Origin of the sequence: Nostoc sp., from assembly GCF_036917095.1 — a bacterium.
Classification (GTDB): Bacteria; Cyanobacteriota; Cyanobacteriia; order Cyanobacteriales; family Nostocaceae; genus Nostoc.
In genome coordinates this window covers 1-17,983 of the sequence record NZ_JBALFH010000008.1, presented here as the reverse complement: position 1 = coordinate 17,983, position 17,983 = coordinate 1, and the positions used below count along the sequence as shown (strand labels likewise).

The window sequence follows — 17,983 nt, the reverse complement described above, 5'->3', positions numbered from 1 at the left end:
CGTCATTACGAATTACGAATTAATATGACAGGTCGCCGAGTATTATTTTTAGGCATCTTTGTAAGCATCCTCCTCACCTACGCAATCTGGATTGGTGGGAGCATTCCTGCAAGTATCCCCAAACTTCCTGACCAAGGATTAAACTGGTATTACTGGAAGCTTCCCCAACCAACCTTTTGGAGTCGAGCGACGGCTTGGGGCATGTACCTTGGGCATCAGTTTAGCATCTGGGGATGTATCTTGTGGGCGCAGCGATGGCTACGCCCGCCGCAGGCATCGCAGTTGAAATACAAATCAGCCTTGCACCCAATTAATTACCTGATGCTTGCTATTAACGGTGCATTCATCGGTTTACACTTTCTCCAAACATATATTTGGTACGATGCTCTAGCTCAAGATACTTCAATTTGGGCTTCTCAAGGTGCGGTTGTGCTTCTACTGGTGTTCGTACTGATTTTAGAAACACCTCGACGCGGTTTATTTTTTGGCAATTCTGTTCCCTTCCATCAACAGTTTTTGCAAATTATCAAGCTGTACCACGGCTATTTTTTCTCCTTCGCCGCTATCTACACCTTCTGGTATCACCCAATGGAAGCGACTTGGGGGCACTTGATTGGTTTTTTCTACATGTTCTTGCTTTTGCTCCAATCGTCGTTGATTTTTAACCGCACCCATGTAAACCGTTGGTGGACATTTACTTTAGAGGCTTCAGTGCTTTTACATAGTGTAATCGTGTCATTAATACTAGGACAAAGCAAGTGGCCCACATTTCTCTTTGGTTTTTTTGGCATTCTGGTACTTACTCAGCTTCACGGTTTACCTGTGGGTATTTTGACTAAACGTACTATCTACGGAGCCTTTTTAGTGAGTGTCCTGACCGTTTATGGACTGACTGAACGCGGCTTGGGCAGAATTTACGAAGTAACCTATATTCCTCTGATTGAGTTTGGATTAGTTGGCGCAATTTATTTAATCTTTCTGCTCATCTTATGGACAATTTCTCGTTTACCAGTCAAGACGTAATAAGCTGAAAAACATCTAATATCAAGTTCGGATAATTAGTTATGATTTCTACAGTGCCCGCCCTAATTATGCAAGTTAAATGCACAACAGCTTATGATGTCCGTTAATATAAATTCAAATTTGGACAAAGGGTACGAACCGACGCTCTAGTTTTGGTCAGCATGAAGTTAGACAACTGCTAAATTATTCAAGCTGCCTTTATAGCCACTAATCTCAATCACAGCATCCGTGAGGGCAGAGAATCCATTAGTGTTATCGTTGAGTGCCAGAAAAGCCTGCCCCTTATTGCCTGTACCAAGGGTAAAAGTTGCCGCACCTTTAGCTACAAAAGCAGTTGCAGTCAATATCTGTTGTACATCGAAAAGATTTAGACTCGCAACAGTGCCAAGTTGAACTAAATTAGCAGCGCTAACTGCATACAGCCCATCAATTTTATCTTGAGAAATGTTCAAATCAGTTATTTGATCAAAGCCAGACAGCAGCGAATCACTCAGACTACTGAACACAAATTTATCAGCGCTACAACCGCCTGTGAGGATATCACGCCCAGCGCCACCATTGAGGATGTCATTACCATTACCACCAACTAGTTTGTCATTTCCGGCTAATCCAAAGAGTTGATCGTTGCCGTTTTTGCCGGAAATTTGATCGTTACTAGCCCCACCACTGAGTTGATCTGCACCCTTACCACCGTTTAAAGTAATCTTTGGCACATTTCCGTCTGTGGTGGTTTTGCTGATTAATTGACCATTGGTATCATACAGATAAGTGGCAACTGCATCAGTAATGCCATCACTGTTGTTGTCAATATCTGCGGAAATTAGTTTGCCATTGCGATCGTAGTTGAAAGTGGTAATCTCATCAGGGATGCCATCATTATTTTTGTCAGCTACCTGTGCAGTCTGTTTGCCGTTAGCGTCGTAACTATAAGCGGTGACTTCATCAAAGATGCCATCATCATTATTGTCAATTTTTTGTGATTTCAGGTTGCCGTTAAAATCGTAGCTGTAGATGCCAACAGCATCAATTACACCATCATTGTTGAAGTCATAGCTAGCGGATGCGCGTCCATAAGTAGAGGTTGTGACAGAATCAACTTTGCCGTCGCCGTTGTTGTCGGTGAATGTCAGGTTGCCCTTGGCATCATAAGTAAAGGTATCGACATAATCAACTTTGCCGTCGCCGTTGTAGTCACGGCTAGCGGATGTCTGGTTGCCCTTGGCATCATAAGTAGAGGTATAGACATAATCAACTTTGCCGTCGCCGTTGTCGTCACCACTAAAGGATGTCTGGTTGCCCTTGGCATCATAAGTATAGGTTTGGACAAAATCAACTTTGCCGTCGCCGTTGTTGTCATTGCTGTAGGATGTCAGGTTGCCCTTGGCATCATAAGTAGAGGTATCGACAGAATCAACTTTGCCGTCGCCGTTGTAGTCACGGCTTATGGATGTCCGGTTGCCCTTGGCATCATAAGTAGAGGTATCGACAGAATCAACTTTGCCGTCGCCGTTGACGTCATAGCTGGTGGATCTCAGGTTGCCCTTGGCATCATAAGTAGAGGTTTGGACATTATCAATTTTGCCGTCGCCGTTGGTGTCAGTGTTCGTGGATGTCAGGTTGCCCTTGGCATCATAAATAAAGGTTTGGACATAATCAACTTTGCCGTTGTAGTCACTGCTAAAGAATGTCCGGTTGCCCTTGGCATCATAAGTATAGGTTTGAACAGAATCAACTTTGCCGTCGCCGTTGGTGTCACTGCTTGTGGATGTCAGGTTGCCCTTGGCATCATAAGTAGAGGTTTGGACATAATCAACTTTGCCGTCGCCGTTGTTGTCACTGCTTGTGGATGTCTCGTTGCCCTTGGCATCATAAGTAGAGGTTTCGACACGATCAACTTTGCCGTCGCCGTTGTTGTCATAGCTGTAGTATGTCAGGTTGCCCTTGGCATCATAAGTAGAGGTTTGGACATAATCAACTTTGCCGTCGCCGATGTTGTCATAGCTGTAGTATGTCAGGTTGCCCTTGGCATCATAAGTAGAGGTTTGGACATAATCAACTTTGCCGTCGCCGTTGGTGTCACTGCTCGTGTATGTCAGATCATAGCGGTAGGTAATAACTGAGTCTATTATCCCATCACTGTTGTTGTCTGTCCTCTCAGATATCACTTTGCCATCGACATCATAAGTGTAAGTTGTGGTTGAGGTCATAAATTGGTGTTCCTTATCTGTTTGATTCCAGTTGTTTTACTACTGCATTTATTATCTAATTTGTCAATGCGTAAGAGAGAGGTAGCAGTGCTACGTCTCTCGTCAATAAGTAGTCGGACAAAAATATTTACAGTCATTGCGATCGCTCGCAATGATATTGTGTAATTAATTCTGTCTGACTACTTATTTAAATGCGATCGCCCTATAGCAAGATTCTTATTATGATACGGCGTTGCTGATTAGATGTATGAATCTTGGTGTAGAGACGTTGCAATGCAACGTCTCTACAAGGGTTTTGAAATCACGCAAAATTATTTTTATACCTGGATTCAGCAACGCCTATGATACAATATCAACTCTAAATTAACATTAAAAAACTAACAATTTTACTCACTACTACTAAGAATTTTTTGCTGTTGATAACGCTGTTTAAACTGCTGTTGCTGTATTTTATGATCCACAATTGGGTCAGGATAGCCAACAGCATGACGTTCTAAAGGTGGAATTTTCCCAGTAACTAAATATTCTGTATCTACAGACCGCAATTCTGATACCCATTGCCGAATATATTCCCCTTCTGGATCGAATTTTTGTGTTTGACTGGCTGGGTTAAAAATCCGTACAGGTTTGGGGTCCATGCCGCTAGAAGCACTCCATTGCCAACCGCCATTATTGGCAGATAAATCACCATCAATCAGGTGCTGCATAAAGTATTTTTCTCCCAATTGGGGATTAATTAATAAGTCTTTGGTGAGGAAACTGGCGACAATCATTCGACAACGGTTATGCATCCAGCCACTTTCATTCATCTGGCGCATTGCTGCATCCACAATGGGATAGCCAGTTCTCCCCTCACACCAAGCTTGGAAGTGTTCTTCGTTAGTTTGCCAAGGAAAATTCTTAAAGGTGTCGCGGAAAGCACCATCAGCTAATTCCGGGAAGTTATACATTGCATGTTGATAAAACTCCCGCCAAGCTAATTCCTGTTGCCATGTGCGGATATTAACTGCTGTTTCTTCACTGCGGCTGTTTTCTAATGCTTCTACCGTGGCTTGCCAAACGGTGCGAATGCCAATTACACCAAATTTCAAAGCTGCACTCAGTTGCGATGTTCCGTCAACTGCGGGGAAATTTCGCTGTTCTTGATATTCAGTAATAGCTTTATTAGTAAATTCCTCTAGCCGTTCTTGCGCCGCCGCCTCTCCCGGTGAAATAATCAATTCTCCATCCCAAATAAATCCTAAATCTTTTGCTGAAGGTAATGCGATCGCTCCTGCATGTTTAGCAATTTCTTGTTCAGCTTCTGTTAACCCTTCAACATTTTGTAGTGTTTCTACTGGCTGGCTCTTCGGTTTGGCGATCCAATTTTTCCAGAAGGGGGTGTAAACTGTATAACGTTGATTACTACCAGTGCGGATCTCATCTGGGGAGTTGAGAATTTGATCCCAGTTTTGGTTAAGAAACTCAATGCCTTTTTCTTTGAGGGCATTTATAATAGTGCGATCGCGTTCTTGTGAATAAGGTTCTACATCCCAATTCCAAAAAACAGCTTTGGCATTTATTGCCTCTGCTAAAGCTGGTATCGCTTGTACAGGATCGGCATGGAGTATTAACAACTGGCTACCAACTTCGGCATATCTCTCTTGGAGTTTCTGCAAACAGCCAATCATATAAGTTATTTTCACAGGAGCAACATCATCCCGTTCCAAAATATTCGGATCGAGGCAAAACACGCCCACCACTTTCGGACTCTGCCGTTTTGCCGCAGCCAGTCCCGTATTGTCAGAAATGCGTAAATCGCGCCGATGCCAAAACAGAATTAAGTCAGACATTCCATATTACATATAGTTCACCCGTACTAGCTTAGATGCTAGTGGTGCCAATAGCATCATTCTGGCGATAAATTTCTTCTGTGAATGGGGATTGGGAGTGAATTAACAGGAGTCACTAAAAAATTAAACCCCGGTTTGTCAGTCGGGAATAGTGGCTTTTTAGATCGAAATTGAGTATACTCTTCTTAACAGTTAATTAGTCTTTTTGTCATGGCTAACCTACTACTTGACGACGGAACGATTGAGAGCGATTTAGGCGAAATAACTCGCGAACTTGCCCCTCTTGGCATTCAACTCAGACACTACGACCCAGGAACGTCGCTTCTCTTCCCCAATCTGCTAGCCCAGGACGTTTTAACTGAGTCCGAAAAACGTTATTGTGTAGAACTCCATAACAGCGTCTTTGAATTTATTCAGTACGAAAATGGCGCAATCTGGTGTGATTTACTGAATGTGCATCCAGGTTCCTTCAATCTTCACCACCTGATAGCAACCTACGGGCGTTACCATACTCATCCTGCCGCTGAACCCCTCTATGTGTTGGCAGGAGAAATGATCTATGGCTTTGTGCGACCTGATGGCAGTCAGGTACAGCTTTTAGTTCAGGCACAAGACTATCTCTACATCCCCGCCGGCGTTGAGCATTGGTCTAGCCCAACTGCATCGTTGAATTTCAAAGGAGTACGCTATTTTGCGGTTGCCGAAGGTTGGGTTCCCAATTATACAGGAACTCAAGTGAGTGATTCGCTCAACAAGCCGCGTTAAAGCTCAATATTTTGCGATCGCAATTACAAGGTTTGAGCGAAGCACTATTTAGATTTCTCCACAGCACGGGACTTGACACAATAGTTAAATAATGGTATTGCTGAAAAATTCACTCAACTTCTTCACAGAGAATTAACAGCGTTTCCATTTCCTTTGCTAGAGAAATCAACTCTGTCCAAGAGGAACCACTAACTAAATTTTGGGCATGAGCTAATCGGTTTCGCAGCTGTTCCGCAGACTTGAGGAAGCGTTCGCCAAACCGCTTGGACTTTAGCCCTAGTTGCTGGAGAAGTTCTGGTTGATTTAAAATCAACTCTCGCTTATCACAGAATTGCAAATAATCTAACAAATCGGTAGCTTCGTTTCTTTCTTGGCTCTCTCGCCATAGCCGTTGAGCAACTTCTAGGCGTTCAGGTTTGAGGATTTTTTGCCAGGAATCTTGGGGATAGTAAATCCGCACCAACCGCAGCAAATTCATTTCTAGCAGGGTCACCAAGCCAAACAGTAGCATTCGCGCGGGTGCTTTCTGCAAGTCGCCACAGGTAACAATCCCACTTACTTGATTGCAGTCCAAGACAAACAATCGCGGAGTTTGTTGCAAAATGGGTAGCAATTTCATCAGTGGGGTGGAAACGGCTATTAGTTCTTTGGGATGAAACACTCGTTGATAGTCGCCACATTTGCCTTCTTTGCCTTGAATCAAACTAGAGCGTTCTACATAACCGCTAATAATATCTCCCGTTTCAACGCCGATAACATCAAAATTTTGTGCCTGCATCCAATGCAAGACTTCTTTAACCTCGGCATCAGCTGGCATAGCTTTCAGGGGTTCTGCCACGTATTCAATGGTGATATTGTTCTCAAATAAACTCCGCAGGTCTTGAGAACGCGATTTTAGGTGTTTCATCCCCCGGCTGTGAACTCACGTTAAATAATCCTACGGCACTCACGCGATGTCTACGACGGGCTACGCCTACGCCAGCGGAATTTTCTGCCAGATTACCTTGGGTAGGCGTAGCCTGTGGTAAATATAGCTATTTCAACAAATACTATAGCTCAATCTTATACCATCCTAGTTGGTATTAAATGTAGTGATTAGACATTTTCAAGTAACAAAATATTTTGCACCTACAAAAAAATAAATATTTATGTACTTATCTGTATGAGATAAGTTGATTAATTTTCGCTAAAAAAATCGAAAATCCTGACAAAAAAAATGTTATTACTAAAACGACATATCGAATTGATACTTGGTAGAATTTTACCAAGATAACCAAAATTGATAATATTATGCCAAGAAAAGAACAAGGATGGGTCACATTTCAAACCTCAGAGGACGAGCGGAAGATTCTAGAGGAGTTCTGCGAACAGTCTCAACGCACCAAAACTGAGATTCTGCGAGAACTCGTGCGTAGTCTTAATCAGCACTCATCAGCACCAATATCACCACCAACTCATCAGGAAGAAGAAGATATTTACGCTCAAAAGCCTGAAATAGAAAGTAGTATTCAAAAGAAATCACTAAAAGTTAGCTCTCGGAATATTCTTAAAGGTGTCGTTAAACGAGTCGTTTATGGAGCAGTTAATAGTGAGGTGACTCTGGAGATTATTCATAAAGTACAATTAACCTCGATTATCACCAGAGCTTCCGCAGAAGAGTTGGAACTATCTGAGGGAAAAGAAGCTTATGCAGTCATTAAGTCTAACGATATTGTCATTGCTAGAGAATAGAAATACTTTATTTTGGACGTTAGCTATTAAGAGGATAAATTATCATCACTAACATTTTTAATTTTGGAGAGATGCAAGATAAATTGAGTATTTATAGTTTATGCAATGCCTACGATGGGCTACGCTTACGCAGATGTATCAAGTGGTAATAAACATTGCTTAGGGATTAACCTAGAGGACTCCGATTTGATTTTTTAAATCCACGTAGGGTGTGTTAGTGCAGAAAGTACGGCATCATTTACGTTTTGCTAATACACTCTACAAGACTACTTAGATTTTTTCAAGAACAATTTAGCATTCGTTATATATTAAGTAGCGTCATTAGGCTAGATGTAATTCTGGTAAAATTATAGTTAACTTTATTACATGTAAAGTAAAGTTTTTCTGTAGGCGTAGCTCGTTGTAAATATCGCTTTCTCAGATTGTGTACGTATCTATCTAAAGATAGAAATCATTGGTGAAAAATGAACGTAACACGGAATATGGAAGAGAACATAGGGATTTTTGGCGTTGCATATTTGCGGGATGATTTTGCTAGTTTTGTGGGATGGGCATCTTGCCCGTCACTTGTATTTCAGGGCGCTCGTGTCGCCCACCCTACAAGAATCATCCCTTGATTCAGCAACGCCGGATTTTTCTTTGGGTTTCACAATCTCTGCGTCTTCTTTGACAGCGTTCTCTTCACTAAATTTTTCTCATTTCAAGTGGTATTAATTTTTTGAGTACGGTAAACCGTATTTGCTCGTTAGTTCCCAAAGATTAATTTAATTGTTAAGTTTAGTTACATAAATAAAAAAATGCTGCAAACAAACATTGCTAAATGGGAGAAATTATGAGAACCAGTAGTATCCTTGACAATCAAGACAAACTGAACGACTTTGCGATGCAGCTTGGACATTACATCACACAAGTCAAGCTCTCTCAGAAATAAGGTTTATTTAATATTCTTTAACATTGCGATGAAAGCTATAGATCAATTGGTGCATTTTTTAAAGGAAGAGTTAGGCATACCTAGTGGAGCAATTTCTCTTGCTTTGCGACATTGCGAGCAGACCCCCAACTTCCTGGCCATGACCCTTTGGCAGTACGGACTGGTAACACTCGATCAATTAGCCCAAATTTTTGATTGGTTGGAAACAGTATAAATTGCTGCTTTAACTATTCCGATGGTAAATAACGAACTTTCCCAGAAAGTCAGATTCTCAACAGTTTTCATTCTAAGGATTGGTAACATCAATGGCAATTAAAGAACAGCCTAAGTCACCTCGGTTTCGGATCGTTGCTAATATATTACTGGCAGTATCAGGGCTATTCCTGCTTTTAAATTTATTTTTGCCTGGTTTATTTGCTTCTGGCCCTACAGGTGTTCCCTACAGCTTATTTATTCATCAAGTACAAGAAGGCGAAGTTAGCCGCGTTTCCGTTGGTCAAAACCAGATTATTTACCAACTAAAAGCAGAAAATGCCGAGCCGGCCCAGGTGTTTGCAACAACACCAATCTTTGATTTAGAGTTACCCAAACTGCTAGAACAAAAGGGAGTTGAATTCGCTGCTACACCACCACCCAAGAATACTTGGTTTACAACCCTCTTAAGTTGGGTGATTCCACCACTGATTTTTATTGGTATTTGGCAATTCTTTCTCGCCCGTGGTGGTGGCGGTGGCCCCCAAGGTGCGCTTTCTATTGGTAAGAGCAAAGCTAAGGTTTACGTTGAAGGCGAATCCGCTAAAATCACCTTTGCAGATGTGGCTGGGGTAGAAGAAGCGAAAACTGAGTTAGTGGAAATTGTAGATTTCCTCAAGACTCCGGCGCGGTTTACGCAAATTGGCGCTAGGATTCCCAAAGGTGTGTTGTTGGTTGGCCCTCCGGGTACTGGTAAGACACTTTTAGCGAAAGCCGTAGCAGGAGAAGCAGGAGTTCCATTCTTCAGTATTTCTGGTTCGGAGTTTGTAGAATTGTTTGTCGGTGTCGGTTCTTCCAGAGTGCGGGATTTATTTGAGCAGGCGAAAAAACAAGCTCCTTGTATTGTATTCATTGATGAATTGGATGCGATCGGTAAATCTCGTAGCAGTAACGGCTTCTACGGTGGTAACGATGAGCGAGAACAGACCCTCAACCAATTATTAACGGAAATGGATGGGTTTGCGGCTGGTGATGCAACGGTGATTGTACTAGCAGCTACTAACCGCCCCGAAAGCCTTGACTCCGCATTGCTGCGTCCAGGTCGCTTTGACCGCCAAGTATTGGTAGACCGTCCCGATTTATCTGGTCGTGAAGCAATTCTCAAGATTCACGCTCAAAAGGTAAAATTAGGAAATGATGTAAATTTAAAAGCGATCGCTACTCGTACTCCTGGTTTTGCTGGTGCAGATTTGGCAAACTTGGTTAACGAAGCTGCTTTATTAGCAGCTCGTAATCTCCGTGAAAGTGTTGCTCAAGAAGACTTTGCTGAAGCAATTGAGCGGGTGGTTGCTGGTTTAGAGAAGAAGAGTCGCGTGATGAACGAGACTGAGAAAAAGATAGTTGCATACCATGAAGTTGGTCACGCAATGGTCGGGGCGCTAACCACAGGAAACGGTCGCGTAGAAAAAATTTCGATTATTCCTCGTGGGATGGCAGCTTTGGGCTACACTCTGCAATTACCAACTGAAGACCGCTTTTTGATGAATGAAGAGGAACTGCGGGGTCAAATTGCGACTCTGTTAGGTGGACGTTCCGCCGAAGAGATTGTGTTTAACAGTATTACAACAGGTGCTTCCAACGATTTGCAACGAGCAACTGACTTGGCAGAACGGATGGTAACATCTTATGGTATGAGCAAAGTCTTAGGGCCATTAGCTTACCAACAAGGACAACAATCGATGTTTTTGGGTAATGGTGGCGCTAATCCCCGGCGGGCGGTGAGTGAAGACACATCGAAAGCTATTGATAGCGAAGTCAAGGAAATCGTGGAAACAGCCCACGAACAAGCCCTAGAGATTCTCAGACAGAATCGAGACTTGCTAGAAGCGATCGCTACTCAACTCTTGGAAACAGAAGTCATTGAAGGCGAAAAACTGCACAGTCTGCTGAGTCAGGTTAAACCTGTAGCTAAAACAACTGCTGATTCTATCGCATAATTAGGTTGAATTTTAAATGCAGAGGTACGCAGAGAACAACTTTGCGTACCTCTGCGTTAAACCTCTGCGTTCCTGTGCGTTTCAGAAATGCCACTCACCGCAATGCAAATACCAGCTAGGAAAAATGCCAATGCACCCCCAACTGCACCGACAAAAGGTGTTATCCCTTGCGGTTGGGGAAATAGGACGCCAAACAAACTCATCGCTAAAGCGAACCCACCAAAATACATTCCAATTCCTAATCCCGCCCACTGCTGGGGTACCAACCCTAAAGCAAAAGGAATTGCTCCATTGACAATTAAACTAAAGCCAGCAACGATTACTACAATTATTGGAATTCGTGCGCCCACAGATATCATTATCAGTAACGAGGGAATGATTGCAGAGATCCCACAAAGCATTGCTTGACGATTCCCAATTTTGACGGCGAAGATTCCTGCTGGTATGCTGGCAATTGCGATCGCTATTCCAATCCAAACCATTTGCACATCAACATTATCAGTATTCAGTTGCGTTTTTAGTACTTTGCCCAAGACATCCATCAGAAATCGGATACCCCAGGCGACACCGAAACCAGTTACTAAAATCAAAGCCAATTTCTCTAAGGGCAACTTTACCGTTTCTGCCTGATGTTCATCCACTGGTGCTTCTGGAGGATTAACTAACCGCAACACAGCCGCCGCCCCCAGCATCACAAAAGAACCGATCGCAAAGGTATAAACTGGCCCTAAGCTAAGAATAAACTTGTAGCTTATCGGTCTAAAAGCCCCAATTACACCACCTGCCAAAGTGATAACACTGACTGCTAAAGGCAACTGGGCTGGTGTAGAATACATTCCCAACAGGCACATAACTGGAGAGCGAAATATTGTCATTGCCAATGCCCACGCTACCAATACTATAAGTAAGAGCGATCGCATCACGGTAGTAGGTGGAATCAAACTTACAACGCAAGGTATAGCAATAAACAAAGCCGATGCCAAAATCATACCTACTGAAATGAAGGGAAACCGAGTTCCTACCCAGCGTCTAGCTTGGTCTGAAAGTCCACCCATCAATGGTTCTAGCACCGCACCAAAGGCATTTTCGACTAACACCAAAGCAACTGCCAATGAGGCGGGAAAACCAAACTGAGTCAAAAGTTGTGGCAGATATATATTATAAATTAACCAAGTGAGAGTAATTGCTCCCTGCACTACTGCTAACACCCAAACTTGCACCCATAAAATATTGAGATGAGATTTTGAGGTAGTCAAGTCGCTTCTCTACGAGACGCTGCGCGAACGCTCCAATTAAAAATTAAAAATTATTAATTAAAAATTTCAAGCCGCTCTCTACGAGACGCTACGCCTAGCTTGCTTCTTTGCAGGAGTACGTGGCCTCGCTAACACTACGCTATCTATCATTGTTAGCTCTGTAGCAAAATTAATTAATTAAAAATAGAATAATTTTTAATTTTTAACTTTTAATTCCAAAAAGGTCATCAGGAGATGGGAAGTGGGGACTTAAACCGCAAACTCGCTCTGCTCAAGGCAGAAAACAGAGGCTAGTATTCCTCCTGCCTTCTGCCTCCTGCCTCTCTTGTTAATACTCTGGAACTGAAGGATCGATTTCTCGACTCCAAGCGGTAATTCCACCTTTGACATTCGTCCCAACAATCCCGGCTTCCTTGAGGATGGCGAGGGCTTTTGCCGATCGCCCGCCCATCTTACAATGAGCAATTAAGCGGTGACCGTTCAATATTTCCTTCACTTTAGCCACGCCATTCCCATTTTCAATGTCTGGTAAGGGCACTAACACCGAACCAGGAATCTTGGCAATGTCGTACTCATGAGGGTTGCGGACATCTAGCAGTACAAAATCCTTTGCACCGCTATCCAGCAATTCCTTCAAATCTTTGACGGTCATTTCTTGACTTTCCATCTGCTGTTTTGCCTCCTCTGCCTTAGCTTGTGGAATCCCGCAGAATTCTTCATAGTCTATCAGTTTTTCAATCACTGGGCGAATCGGGTTAGGACGCAGCTTCAACTCCCGGAATTTCATATCTAGGGCATTGTATAGCAGCAACCGCCCACTGAGAGTGTTACCTTGTCCCAGAATGATTTTGACAGTTTCGGTTGCCTGAATTAAACCAATAATTCCTGGCAAAATCCCCAATACGCCACCTTCTGCACAAGAGGGAACCATTCCTGGTGGTGGTGGTTCTGGGAAAAGATCGCGATAGTTGGGGCCACCTTGGTAGTTAAATACAGTAGCTTGCCCTTCAAAGCGTAAAATTGAACCGTAGACGTTGGGCTTATTCAGCAATACGCAGGCGTCGTTAACTAGATATCTGGTGGGGAAGTTATCAGTACCATCCACTACGATATCGTAAGGTTCGAGGATTTCCAGGGCGTTTTCGGAAGTCAGGCGGGTTTCGTATAAATCAACCTGACAATAGGGGTTAATCTCGTGAATGCGGTTTTTTGCCGATTCAATCTTGGGTTTACCCACCCAGGATGTACCGTGGATTACTTGGCGTTGCAGATTGGAAGTATCGACAACATCGAAATCGACAATCCCGATGCGTCCAATACCCGCCGCAGCTAAATATAAAAGTAGTGGTGAACCTAATCCACCTGTACCGATACACTGTACGCTGGCAGCTTTCAGGCGCTTCTGTCCTTCTAGTCCTACTTCCGGCAAAATCAGGTGTCGGGAGTAGCGTTCGTAATCGTCTTTGGTCAACTGGATTTCATCCAGATTAGGATTGAGCATAGCAGTTATGATCTGGGACAGAATATTAATCCTATCGAAAAACTGTATCTCCTATGGAGATAGAGAGAGGGGGAAGACGAGTTTTCATCCGTAGTGGCGGCTAAAACCGCTACGAGTGACTGTCTTTAAACTAAGCCAGTTATTTTATATTTTCAATTGCCTCTGCTTGAAACTGATGAGTATCATCAAGGCTCCAGCTTTGGAGTTCTCCAGCTTTACCGTTTTGGACGGAAACTATTATATACGAGTATCCCTGCCAAGCGTATAGGCGATCGCATTCTGAAGGGATAGCAGGATGATCTGGGTGGGAATGAAAAATGCCGATAATGTTGAGTGAGCGAACCTCGCTACCGCGACGAGCTTCGCTAACGCGTGCTTCCCTTTGTGTTTTTAACATAACTTCCGGTGCGATCGCATATTGCCGTTTTTTACTTTCTGCTGTGCGTTCCCCTGGAAACTCAGCCGCCGCTTCTGTATTCCAAACATTTTCTGTTGGCATAATTTCTAGCACAATTTTGCCCTCAGTCCCCAAATACCCTAAAATTATACCGCAGCATTCGTCTGGATAAGTGCTTTCGGCATGGGTGCGGATGATTTGCAAGTGTTCTTGGCTAAGTCGGATCATGTCTGCGTTTGTAATTTTAGCAATTTAATATCGTTATGCACTGCTTTTATCTCGATCCTAGCTTAGGCGTAACCCAACCCAGGCATCGCTGCGATCGCTTGCTCTCGATCGCAGCATTGCTTTACTCCAACCCAGGCGATCGCTAAAAAAAATACGTATTTTATTATCCCTCCTGCGGACATCTACCTGCCTGCTGCTTTCTGCAAATTATTTGACCATCAAAATATAAAGAATACATAAAGCTCAGTAGTTATGCGTACATTTAACAGCAAATAATATGAAGAGTATGCAAAGATTTTATTAAAATATAGACATCTAAGTAAATATTCAGTATTTAGTTATTATAGAGTTATTTTAGATGTTTCCTATTTTCAAGCTAAACATCAACGGGCAATAGCCTAGAACAAGGAAATAAAGATTCCTTATTTTATGCCCTATCAAGTAGATTTACACATTTACATCAACCAAATTATGGACTGTGGGTTTCAGGCATTCAAGCTTGATTTTTCAACTTTTTTTCAGCGATGCCTACGGTTTTTACTAGCCGGGGCTACTGATGAATAATGATTGAAAGAAGCCTGAAACTAATTGTTTTTGTGAATCCGCATGTTTATGAATTTGTCCAGAGCCTAGAACTTAAATAGTTGGAGATAGTTGGATAAGTACTACTTGCAAGCCAATCAAGGGCGAATCTTCCAAAAAAATTCGGAACCCTCAATGGTGCTATGAAAGTATGTCGAAATGTCACATTCGGCGAATTTTTATGCCCTCAAAAAGCACTAACTGCAACTTGAAAATTTAATTTACTGAAAAAATCGATTTAGACAGGAAAAAGTAATGGCAAATATCATTGGAACCAACGGGAATGATACCCTACTGGGCACTAACAGTGCAGACACAATTAAGGGTCTTGCAGGTAATGATACCATCACAGCTAAGGAAGGCAACGACACCTTGACTGGTGGAGGCGGCAAGGATAAATTTGTTTACAACTTGGGCAATGGCATTGATACCATCATCGATTTTGGTGGGGTAGGTAAAGGAACAAACCCAACAGCAGCAGTAATTGCCGGAGTGGACACTATCAAATTCCTTGGTGCTGACTTCACTGCCCGAAATCTGCTACTCACCCAGAATGGTAATAATCTAGAAATCACTTTTCAAGGGGTAGATGGTACAAAAGTCATCCTGCAAAACTTCAAATTAGAAAATTTAGATAACCTGAAAGCTTCTGGTACAAAACCAGCCATTGGTAATATCTTGTTTGATGGGCAAACTAGCATCACAGACAATTTTAATGTCCTCGATGCCAACTCTACTGATACTAGCTTGGGCATCAAGAATACAGTAACTTTCCTCAATGACCTCGACAACAACATTACGGGTTTAGACAACTCAGATGATGTCGTTAATGGTCAGGGAGGTAATGACAAAATCGACGGTAAGAGTGGCAATGACCTTTTGAGGGGTGGTACGGGCAACAATACTCTTATTGGTGGTGTAGGTAATGATATCCTGGATGCTTCCTATTCTTCTGGAAATAACATTCTCAGTGGAGATACAGGGGATGACTACCTTAATATTAAGTACTCTACTGGCAACAATACGGCTTCAGGTGCAGATGGCAATGATACCCTAGATGCTTCCTATTCTTTCGGAAATAACATCATCAGGGGAGATACAGGGAATAACTACCTTGATATTAGTTTCTCTACTGGCAACAATACGGTTTCAAGCAGAGATGGCGATAACTACTTTTACGCCTATGAAGCCCAGGGTAGAAACACCCTTGATGGAGGAGATGGTAGCGATCGCTTCATTTTGTCTGCCCCAGATACTGCCTCTTCCTCCTTAGCAACTCAAACAGTAGATGGAAGGATAGGTTTCAATTCTTTAAGTATATATTATACCAAAGCTAACGGAGGAATCACTTCGACTTTCGATCCTGCTACTAACTCTGGCTCGATTACAGCGGGCACTAATCAGGTTAACTACAAGAATATAGGAGTATTAGATATTACAGGTACAACCTATGATGACTATATTGTGGGGAGCAATGGTGACGATTTACTTTTTGCGGATAATAGCGGTGATTTTACAAATTATAGCAATGATACGATTTTTGGCGGTGCTGGTGATGATTACTTGAATGCTGGCTCTTCGACAGGCAATAACATCCTCAACGGTGGTGCTGGTTATGATACCTTGATAGCTGGTTCAACAGGTAATAACCTACTTTCTGGGGGTGATGGCAATGATAATCTCTCAGTCTCTGGCTCCTCAAGCAATAACACTCTCAATGGTGGCGCTGGTGACGATACCTTGAGTGTTGCCTCTTCAAAAGGCGATAACCTCGTCAATGGAGGGGATGGCAATGATTCTCTCTCTAACTTTGCTCAGAGCTTCAACTATTTTACCTCCGGCAATAACACCCTCAATGGTGGCGCTGGTAACGATACCTTGGATGCTGTCTATTCAACAGGCAATAACATCCTCAATGGCGGAGATGGCAATGATTTTCTGTCTGCCACTGGCTACAACGAAAACTATACCGTAACCGTATTTGGTAATAACATCCTCAATGGAGGGGATGGCAATGATTCTTTCACTTTGGTCTTATATCCTTCTCCCTCTTCCTTAGCAACTCAAACAGTAGATGGGGGGACAGGTAACGATTTGTTGAACGTCTCGTCTATCGACCCTGCTGGGGCAGTCACTTCGACTTTCGATGCTGCTACTAACACTGGATCTATTACGGTAGACACGAATCTGATTAACTACAAAAATATCGAACAATTAGTAATTTCAGGTACAGGCTACGATGACTTGATTACTGGGAGCAATGGCAATGATACTCTCTCTGTGGGCTATGGTGGCAATGATACGGTAGATGGGGGGACAGGTGACGATTTGTTGAGCGTTTCGTATTACGATCCTAGCGAGGGTAGCGCAATTACTTCGACTTTCAATGCTGCTACTAGCGTTGGCTCAATTACGGTAGGCACGAATCGGGTTAGCTACAAGAATATCGAACGATTAGATATCTCAGGTACAGCCTACAATGACTACATTCTGGGGAGCAATGGCAACGATACGCTCAAAGGGGGCGATAGTGGCAATGATACCCTCAAAGGTGGGAATGGCAATGACTACCTCATAGGTGGCAACGGTAATGATGCCCTCTATGGAGGATCTGGTATTGATACCTTTGCTTTCAGTAGTTTCAACGAAGGTGTTAATAGACTTTATGACTTTAACGCGACTAATGAACTGATTCAAATATCGGCTGCTGGTTTTGGTGGCGGGTTATCAATCGGTTCGCTCTCAGCTAGTGAGTTTACTCTTGGATCGTCTGCAACCAATAGCACTCAGCGATTTATTTACAACAACATTACAGGTGCATTGTTCTTTGACCAAGATGGCAGTGCCAGTGCCTTTACTCAGGTACAATTTGCACAAGTTTTAAGTGGATCGTCACTAACCAAAAACAATTTTGTGGTTGTTTAATCCCGATTAACGCTCTAGTATCACTAAGCGGTACGGAATGGGAGGTACTTAAAATAGCACCTTCCATTTGATGGTTCAATGTAATTACTGTTATTAACAGAGAGTAGATGTTGGGTTTGGTTCCTGAGGTTTCGGCATAGGTGCGGATGGGAGAGCAAGTGTTCTTGGCTAACTCTGATTATGTCTGCGTTCATAACTTAGATCGACTATAACGATTATTGCTTAGATACAATACATCACTATGCGTAGGCGTAGCCTGCCTTAGGCATCACTGCGTTCAAACAGGAAGATATATCGGCTCACTCAGAGATTTATGTATAACCCTCTTATGTCACTTTCCGAGTATTCTTAATAAAAGGATTAAAAGAAAAAACTCTGGAAGGTAAGCAGGGCAATGGATGTAGAATTACAAATCC

The 17,983-nt window shown here is 42.8% G+C and carries 12 protein-coding genes and 1 pseudogene; 7 read left to right on the top strand and 6 right to left on the bottom strand.

Annotated features, from left to right (window positions below):
• Window positions 1-24 precede the first annotated feature (24 nt).
• The gene (locus V7L01_RS02045; protein ID WP_335031453.1) at window positions 25-1,023 is read left to right on the top strand and encodes a hypothetical protein; all 999 of its coding nucleotides are present in this window, start codon (window positions 25-27) and stop codon (window positions 1,021-1,023) included.
• 167 nt (window positions 1,024-1,190) lie between these two features.
• On the opposite strand, the gene V7L01_RS02040 is transcribed toward V7L01_RS02045, so the two are convergent.
• Together V7L01_RS02040 and V7L01_RS02035 are read right to left on the bottom strand one after the other, a co-directional pair.
• On the bottom strand, window positions 1,191-3,230 hold the full coding sequence (locus V7L01_RS02040; RefSeq protein ID WP_335031451.1) for a bluetail domain-containing putative surface protein: 2,040 nt from the start codon (window positions 3,228-3,230) through the stop codon (window positions 1,191-1,193).
• A 386-nt stretch (window positions 3,231-3,616) separates the two neighbouring features.
• On the bottom strand, window positions 3,617-5,062 hold the full coding sequence (locus tag V7L01_RS02035) for a deoxyribodipyrimidine photo-lyase, 8-HDF type (RefSeq protein WP_335031449.1): 1,446 nt from the start codon (window positions 5,060-5,062) through the stop codon (window positions 3,617-3,619).
• A 210-nt stretch (window positions 5,063-5,272) separates the two neighbouring features.
• On the opposite strand from V7L01_RS02035, the gene V7L01_RS02030 reads away from it, so the two are divergent.
• Window positions 5,273-5,827, top strand: a complete 555-nt coding sequence (locus V7L01_RS02030) for an acireductone dioxygenase (RefSeq protein WP_335031447.1) — start codon at window positions 5,273-5,275, stop codon at window positions 5,825-5,827.
• A 109-nt stretch (window positions 5,828-5,936) separates the two neighbouring features.
• Here the strand turns inward: V7L01_RS02030 and V7L01_RS02025 are convergent, their stop codons facing one another.
• Window positions 5,937-6,734, bottom strand: coding sequence for a hypothetical protein (locus V7L01_RS02025; protein WP_335031445.1), 798 nt, complete (start codon window positions 6,732-6,734; stop codon window positions 5,937-5,939).
• Window positions 6,735-7,117: 383 nt separating this feature from the next.
• Here V7L01_RS02025 and V7L01_RS02020 point away from each other — a divergent pair, with 383 nt between their 5' ends.
• The 4 genes from V7L01_RS02020 (at window position 7,118) to ftsH4 (ending at window position 10,678) form a co-directional block, all read left to right on the top strand.
• Window positions 7,118-7,558: a TOBE domain-containing protein gene (locus tag V7L01_RS02020; protein WP_335031443.1), complete on the top strand. Its 441-nt coding sequence runs from the start codon at window positions 7,118-7,120 to the stop codon at window positions 7,556-7,558.
• A 482-nt stretch (window positions 7,559-8,040) separates the two neighbouring features.
• Window positions 8,041-8,175: a hypothetical protein gene (locus tag V7L01_RS02015; protein ID WP_335031441.1), complete on the top strand. Its 135-nt coding sequence runs from the start codon at window positions 8,041-8,043 to the stop codon at window positions 8,173-8,175.
• A gap of 342 nt (window positions 8,176-8,517) precedes the next feature.
• Window positions 8,518-8,703 carry a DUF2949 domain-containing protein gene (locus V7L01_RS02010; RefSeq protein WP_335031440.1) on the top strand — a complete coding sequence of 62 codons (186 nt, stop codon included), beginning with the start codon at window positions 8,518-8,520 and terminating at the stop codon, window positions 8,701-8,703.
• A 91-nt stretch (window positions 8,704-8,794) separates the two neighbouring features.
• Window positions 8,795-10,678 carry an ATP-dependent zinc metalloprotease FtsH4 gene (gene ftsH4 / locus V7L01_RS02005; protein ID WP_335031439.1) on the top strand — a complete coding sequence of 628 codons (1,884 nt, stop codon included), beginning with the start codon at window positions 8,795-8,797 and terminating at the stop codon, window positions 10,676-10,678.
• Window positions 10,679-10,734: 56 nt separating this feature from the next.
• Here the strand turns inward: ftsH4 and V7L01_RS02000 are convergent, their stop codons facing one another.
• The 3 genes from V7L01_RS02000 to V7L01_RS01990 all read right to left on the bottom strand — a co-directional run bounded on the left by V7L01_RS02000 (window position 10,735) and on the right by V7L01_RS01990 (window position 14,060).
• The gene (locus V7L01_RS02000; RefSeq protein WP_335031437.1) at window positions 10,735-11,934 is read right to left on the bottom strand and encodes an MFS transporter; all 1,200 of its coding nucleotides are present in this window, start codon (window positions 11,932-11,934) and stop codon (window positions 10,735-10,737) included.
• 328 nt (window positions 11,935-12,262) lie between these two features.
• Complete coding sequence (moeB, locus tag V7L01_RS01995) at window positions 12,263-13,435, bottom strand: molybdopterin-synthase adenylyltransferase MoeB (RefSeq protein WP_335031435.1); 1,173 nt, start codon at window positions 13,433-13,435, stop codon at window positions 12,263-12,265.
• Window positions 13,436-13,574: 139 nt separating this feature from the next.
• A complete protein-coding gene (locus tag V7L01_RS01990) occupies window positions 13,575-14,060 on the bottom strand; it encodes a M67 family metallopeptidase (RefSeq protein ID WP_335031433.1) in 486 nt (161 codons plus the stop codon).
• Between the two features lie 837 nt (window positions 14,061-14,897).
• On the opposite strand from V7L01_RS01990, the pseudogene V7L01_RS01985 reads away from it, so the two are divergent.
• Window positions 14,898-17,567: pseudogene (locus tag V7L01_RS01985) on the top strand (beta strand repeat-containing protein); the annotation flags it as partial.
• Between the last annotated feature and the right edge of the window lie 416 nt (window positions 17,568-17,983).

What these genes read in the sequence shown, in the direction of transcription:
- V7L01_RS02045 (WP_335031453.1), top strand. Translation starts at nt 25, where the DNA reads ATGACAGGTCGCCGAGTATTATTTTTAGGCATCTTTGTAAGCATCCTC.
- V7L01_RS02040 (WP_335031451.1), bottom strand. Translation starts at nt 3,230, where the DNA reads ATGACCTCAACCACAACTTACACTTATGATGTCGATGGCAAAGTGATA.
- V7L01_RS02035 (WP_335031449.1), bottom strand. Translation starts at nt 5,062, where the DNA reads ATGTCTGACTTAATTCTGTTTTGGCATCGGCGCGATTTACGCATTTCT.
- V7L01_RS02030 (WP_335031447.1), top strand. Translation starts at nt 5,273, where the DNA reads ATGGCTAACCTACTACTTGACGACGGAACGATTGAGAGCGATTTAGGC.
- V7L01_RS02025 (WP_335031445.1), bottom strand. Translation starts at nt 6,734, where the DNA reads ATGAAACACCTAAAATCGCGTTCTCAAGACCTGCGGAGTTTATTTGAG.
- V7L01_RS02020 (WP_335031443.1), top strand. Translation starts at nt 7,118, where the DNA reads ATGCCAAGAAAAGAACAAGGATGGGTCACATTTCAAACCTCAGAGGAC.
- V7L01_RS02015 (WP_335031441.1), top strand. Translation starts at nt 8,041, where the DNA reads ATGGAAGAGAACATAGGGATTTTTGGCGTTGCATATTTGCGGGATGAT.
- V7L01_RS02010 (WP_335031440.1), top strand. Translation starts at nt 8,518, where the DNA reads ATGAAAGCTATAGATCAATTGGTGCATTTTTTAAAGGAAGAGTTAGGC.
- ftsH4 (WP_335031439.1), top strand. Translation starts at nt 8,795, where the DNA reads ATGGCAATTAAAGAACAGCCTAAGTCACCTCGGTTTCGGATCGTTGCT.
- moeB (WP_335031435.1), bottom strand. Translation starts at nt 13,435, where the DNA reads ATGCTCAATCCTAATCTGGATGAAATCCAGTTGACCAAAGACGATTAC.
- V7L01_RS01990 (WP_335031433.1), bottom strand. Translation starts at nt 14,060, where the DNA reads ATGATCCGACTTAGCCAAGAACACTTGCAAATCATCCGCACCCATGCC.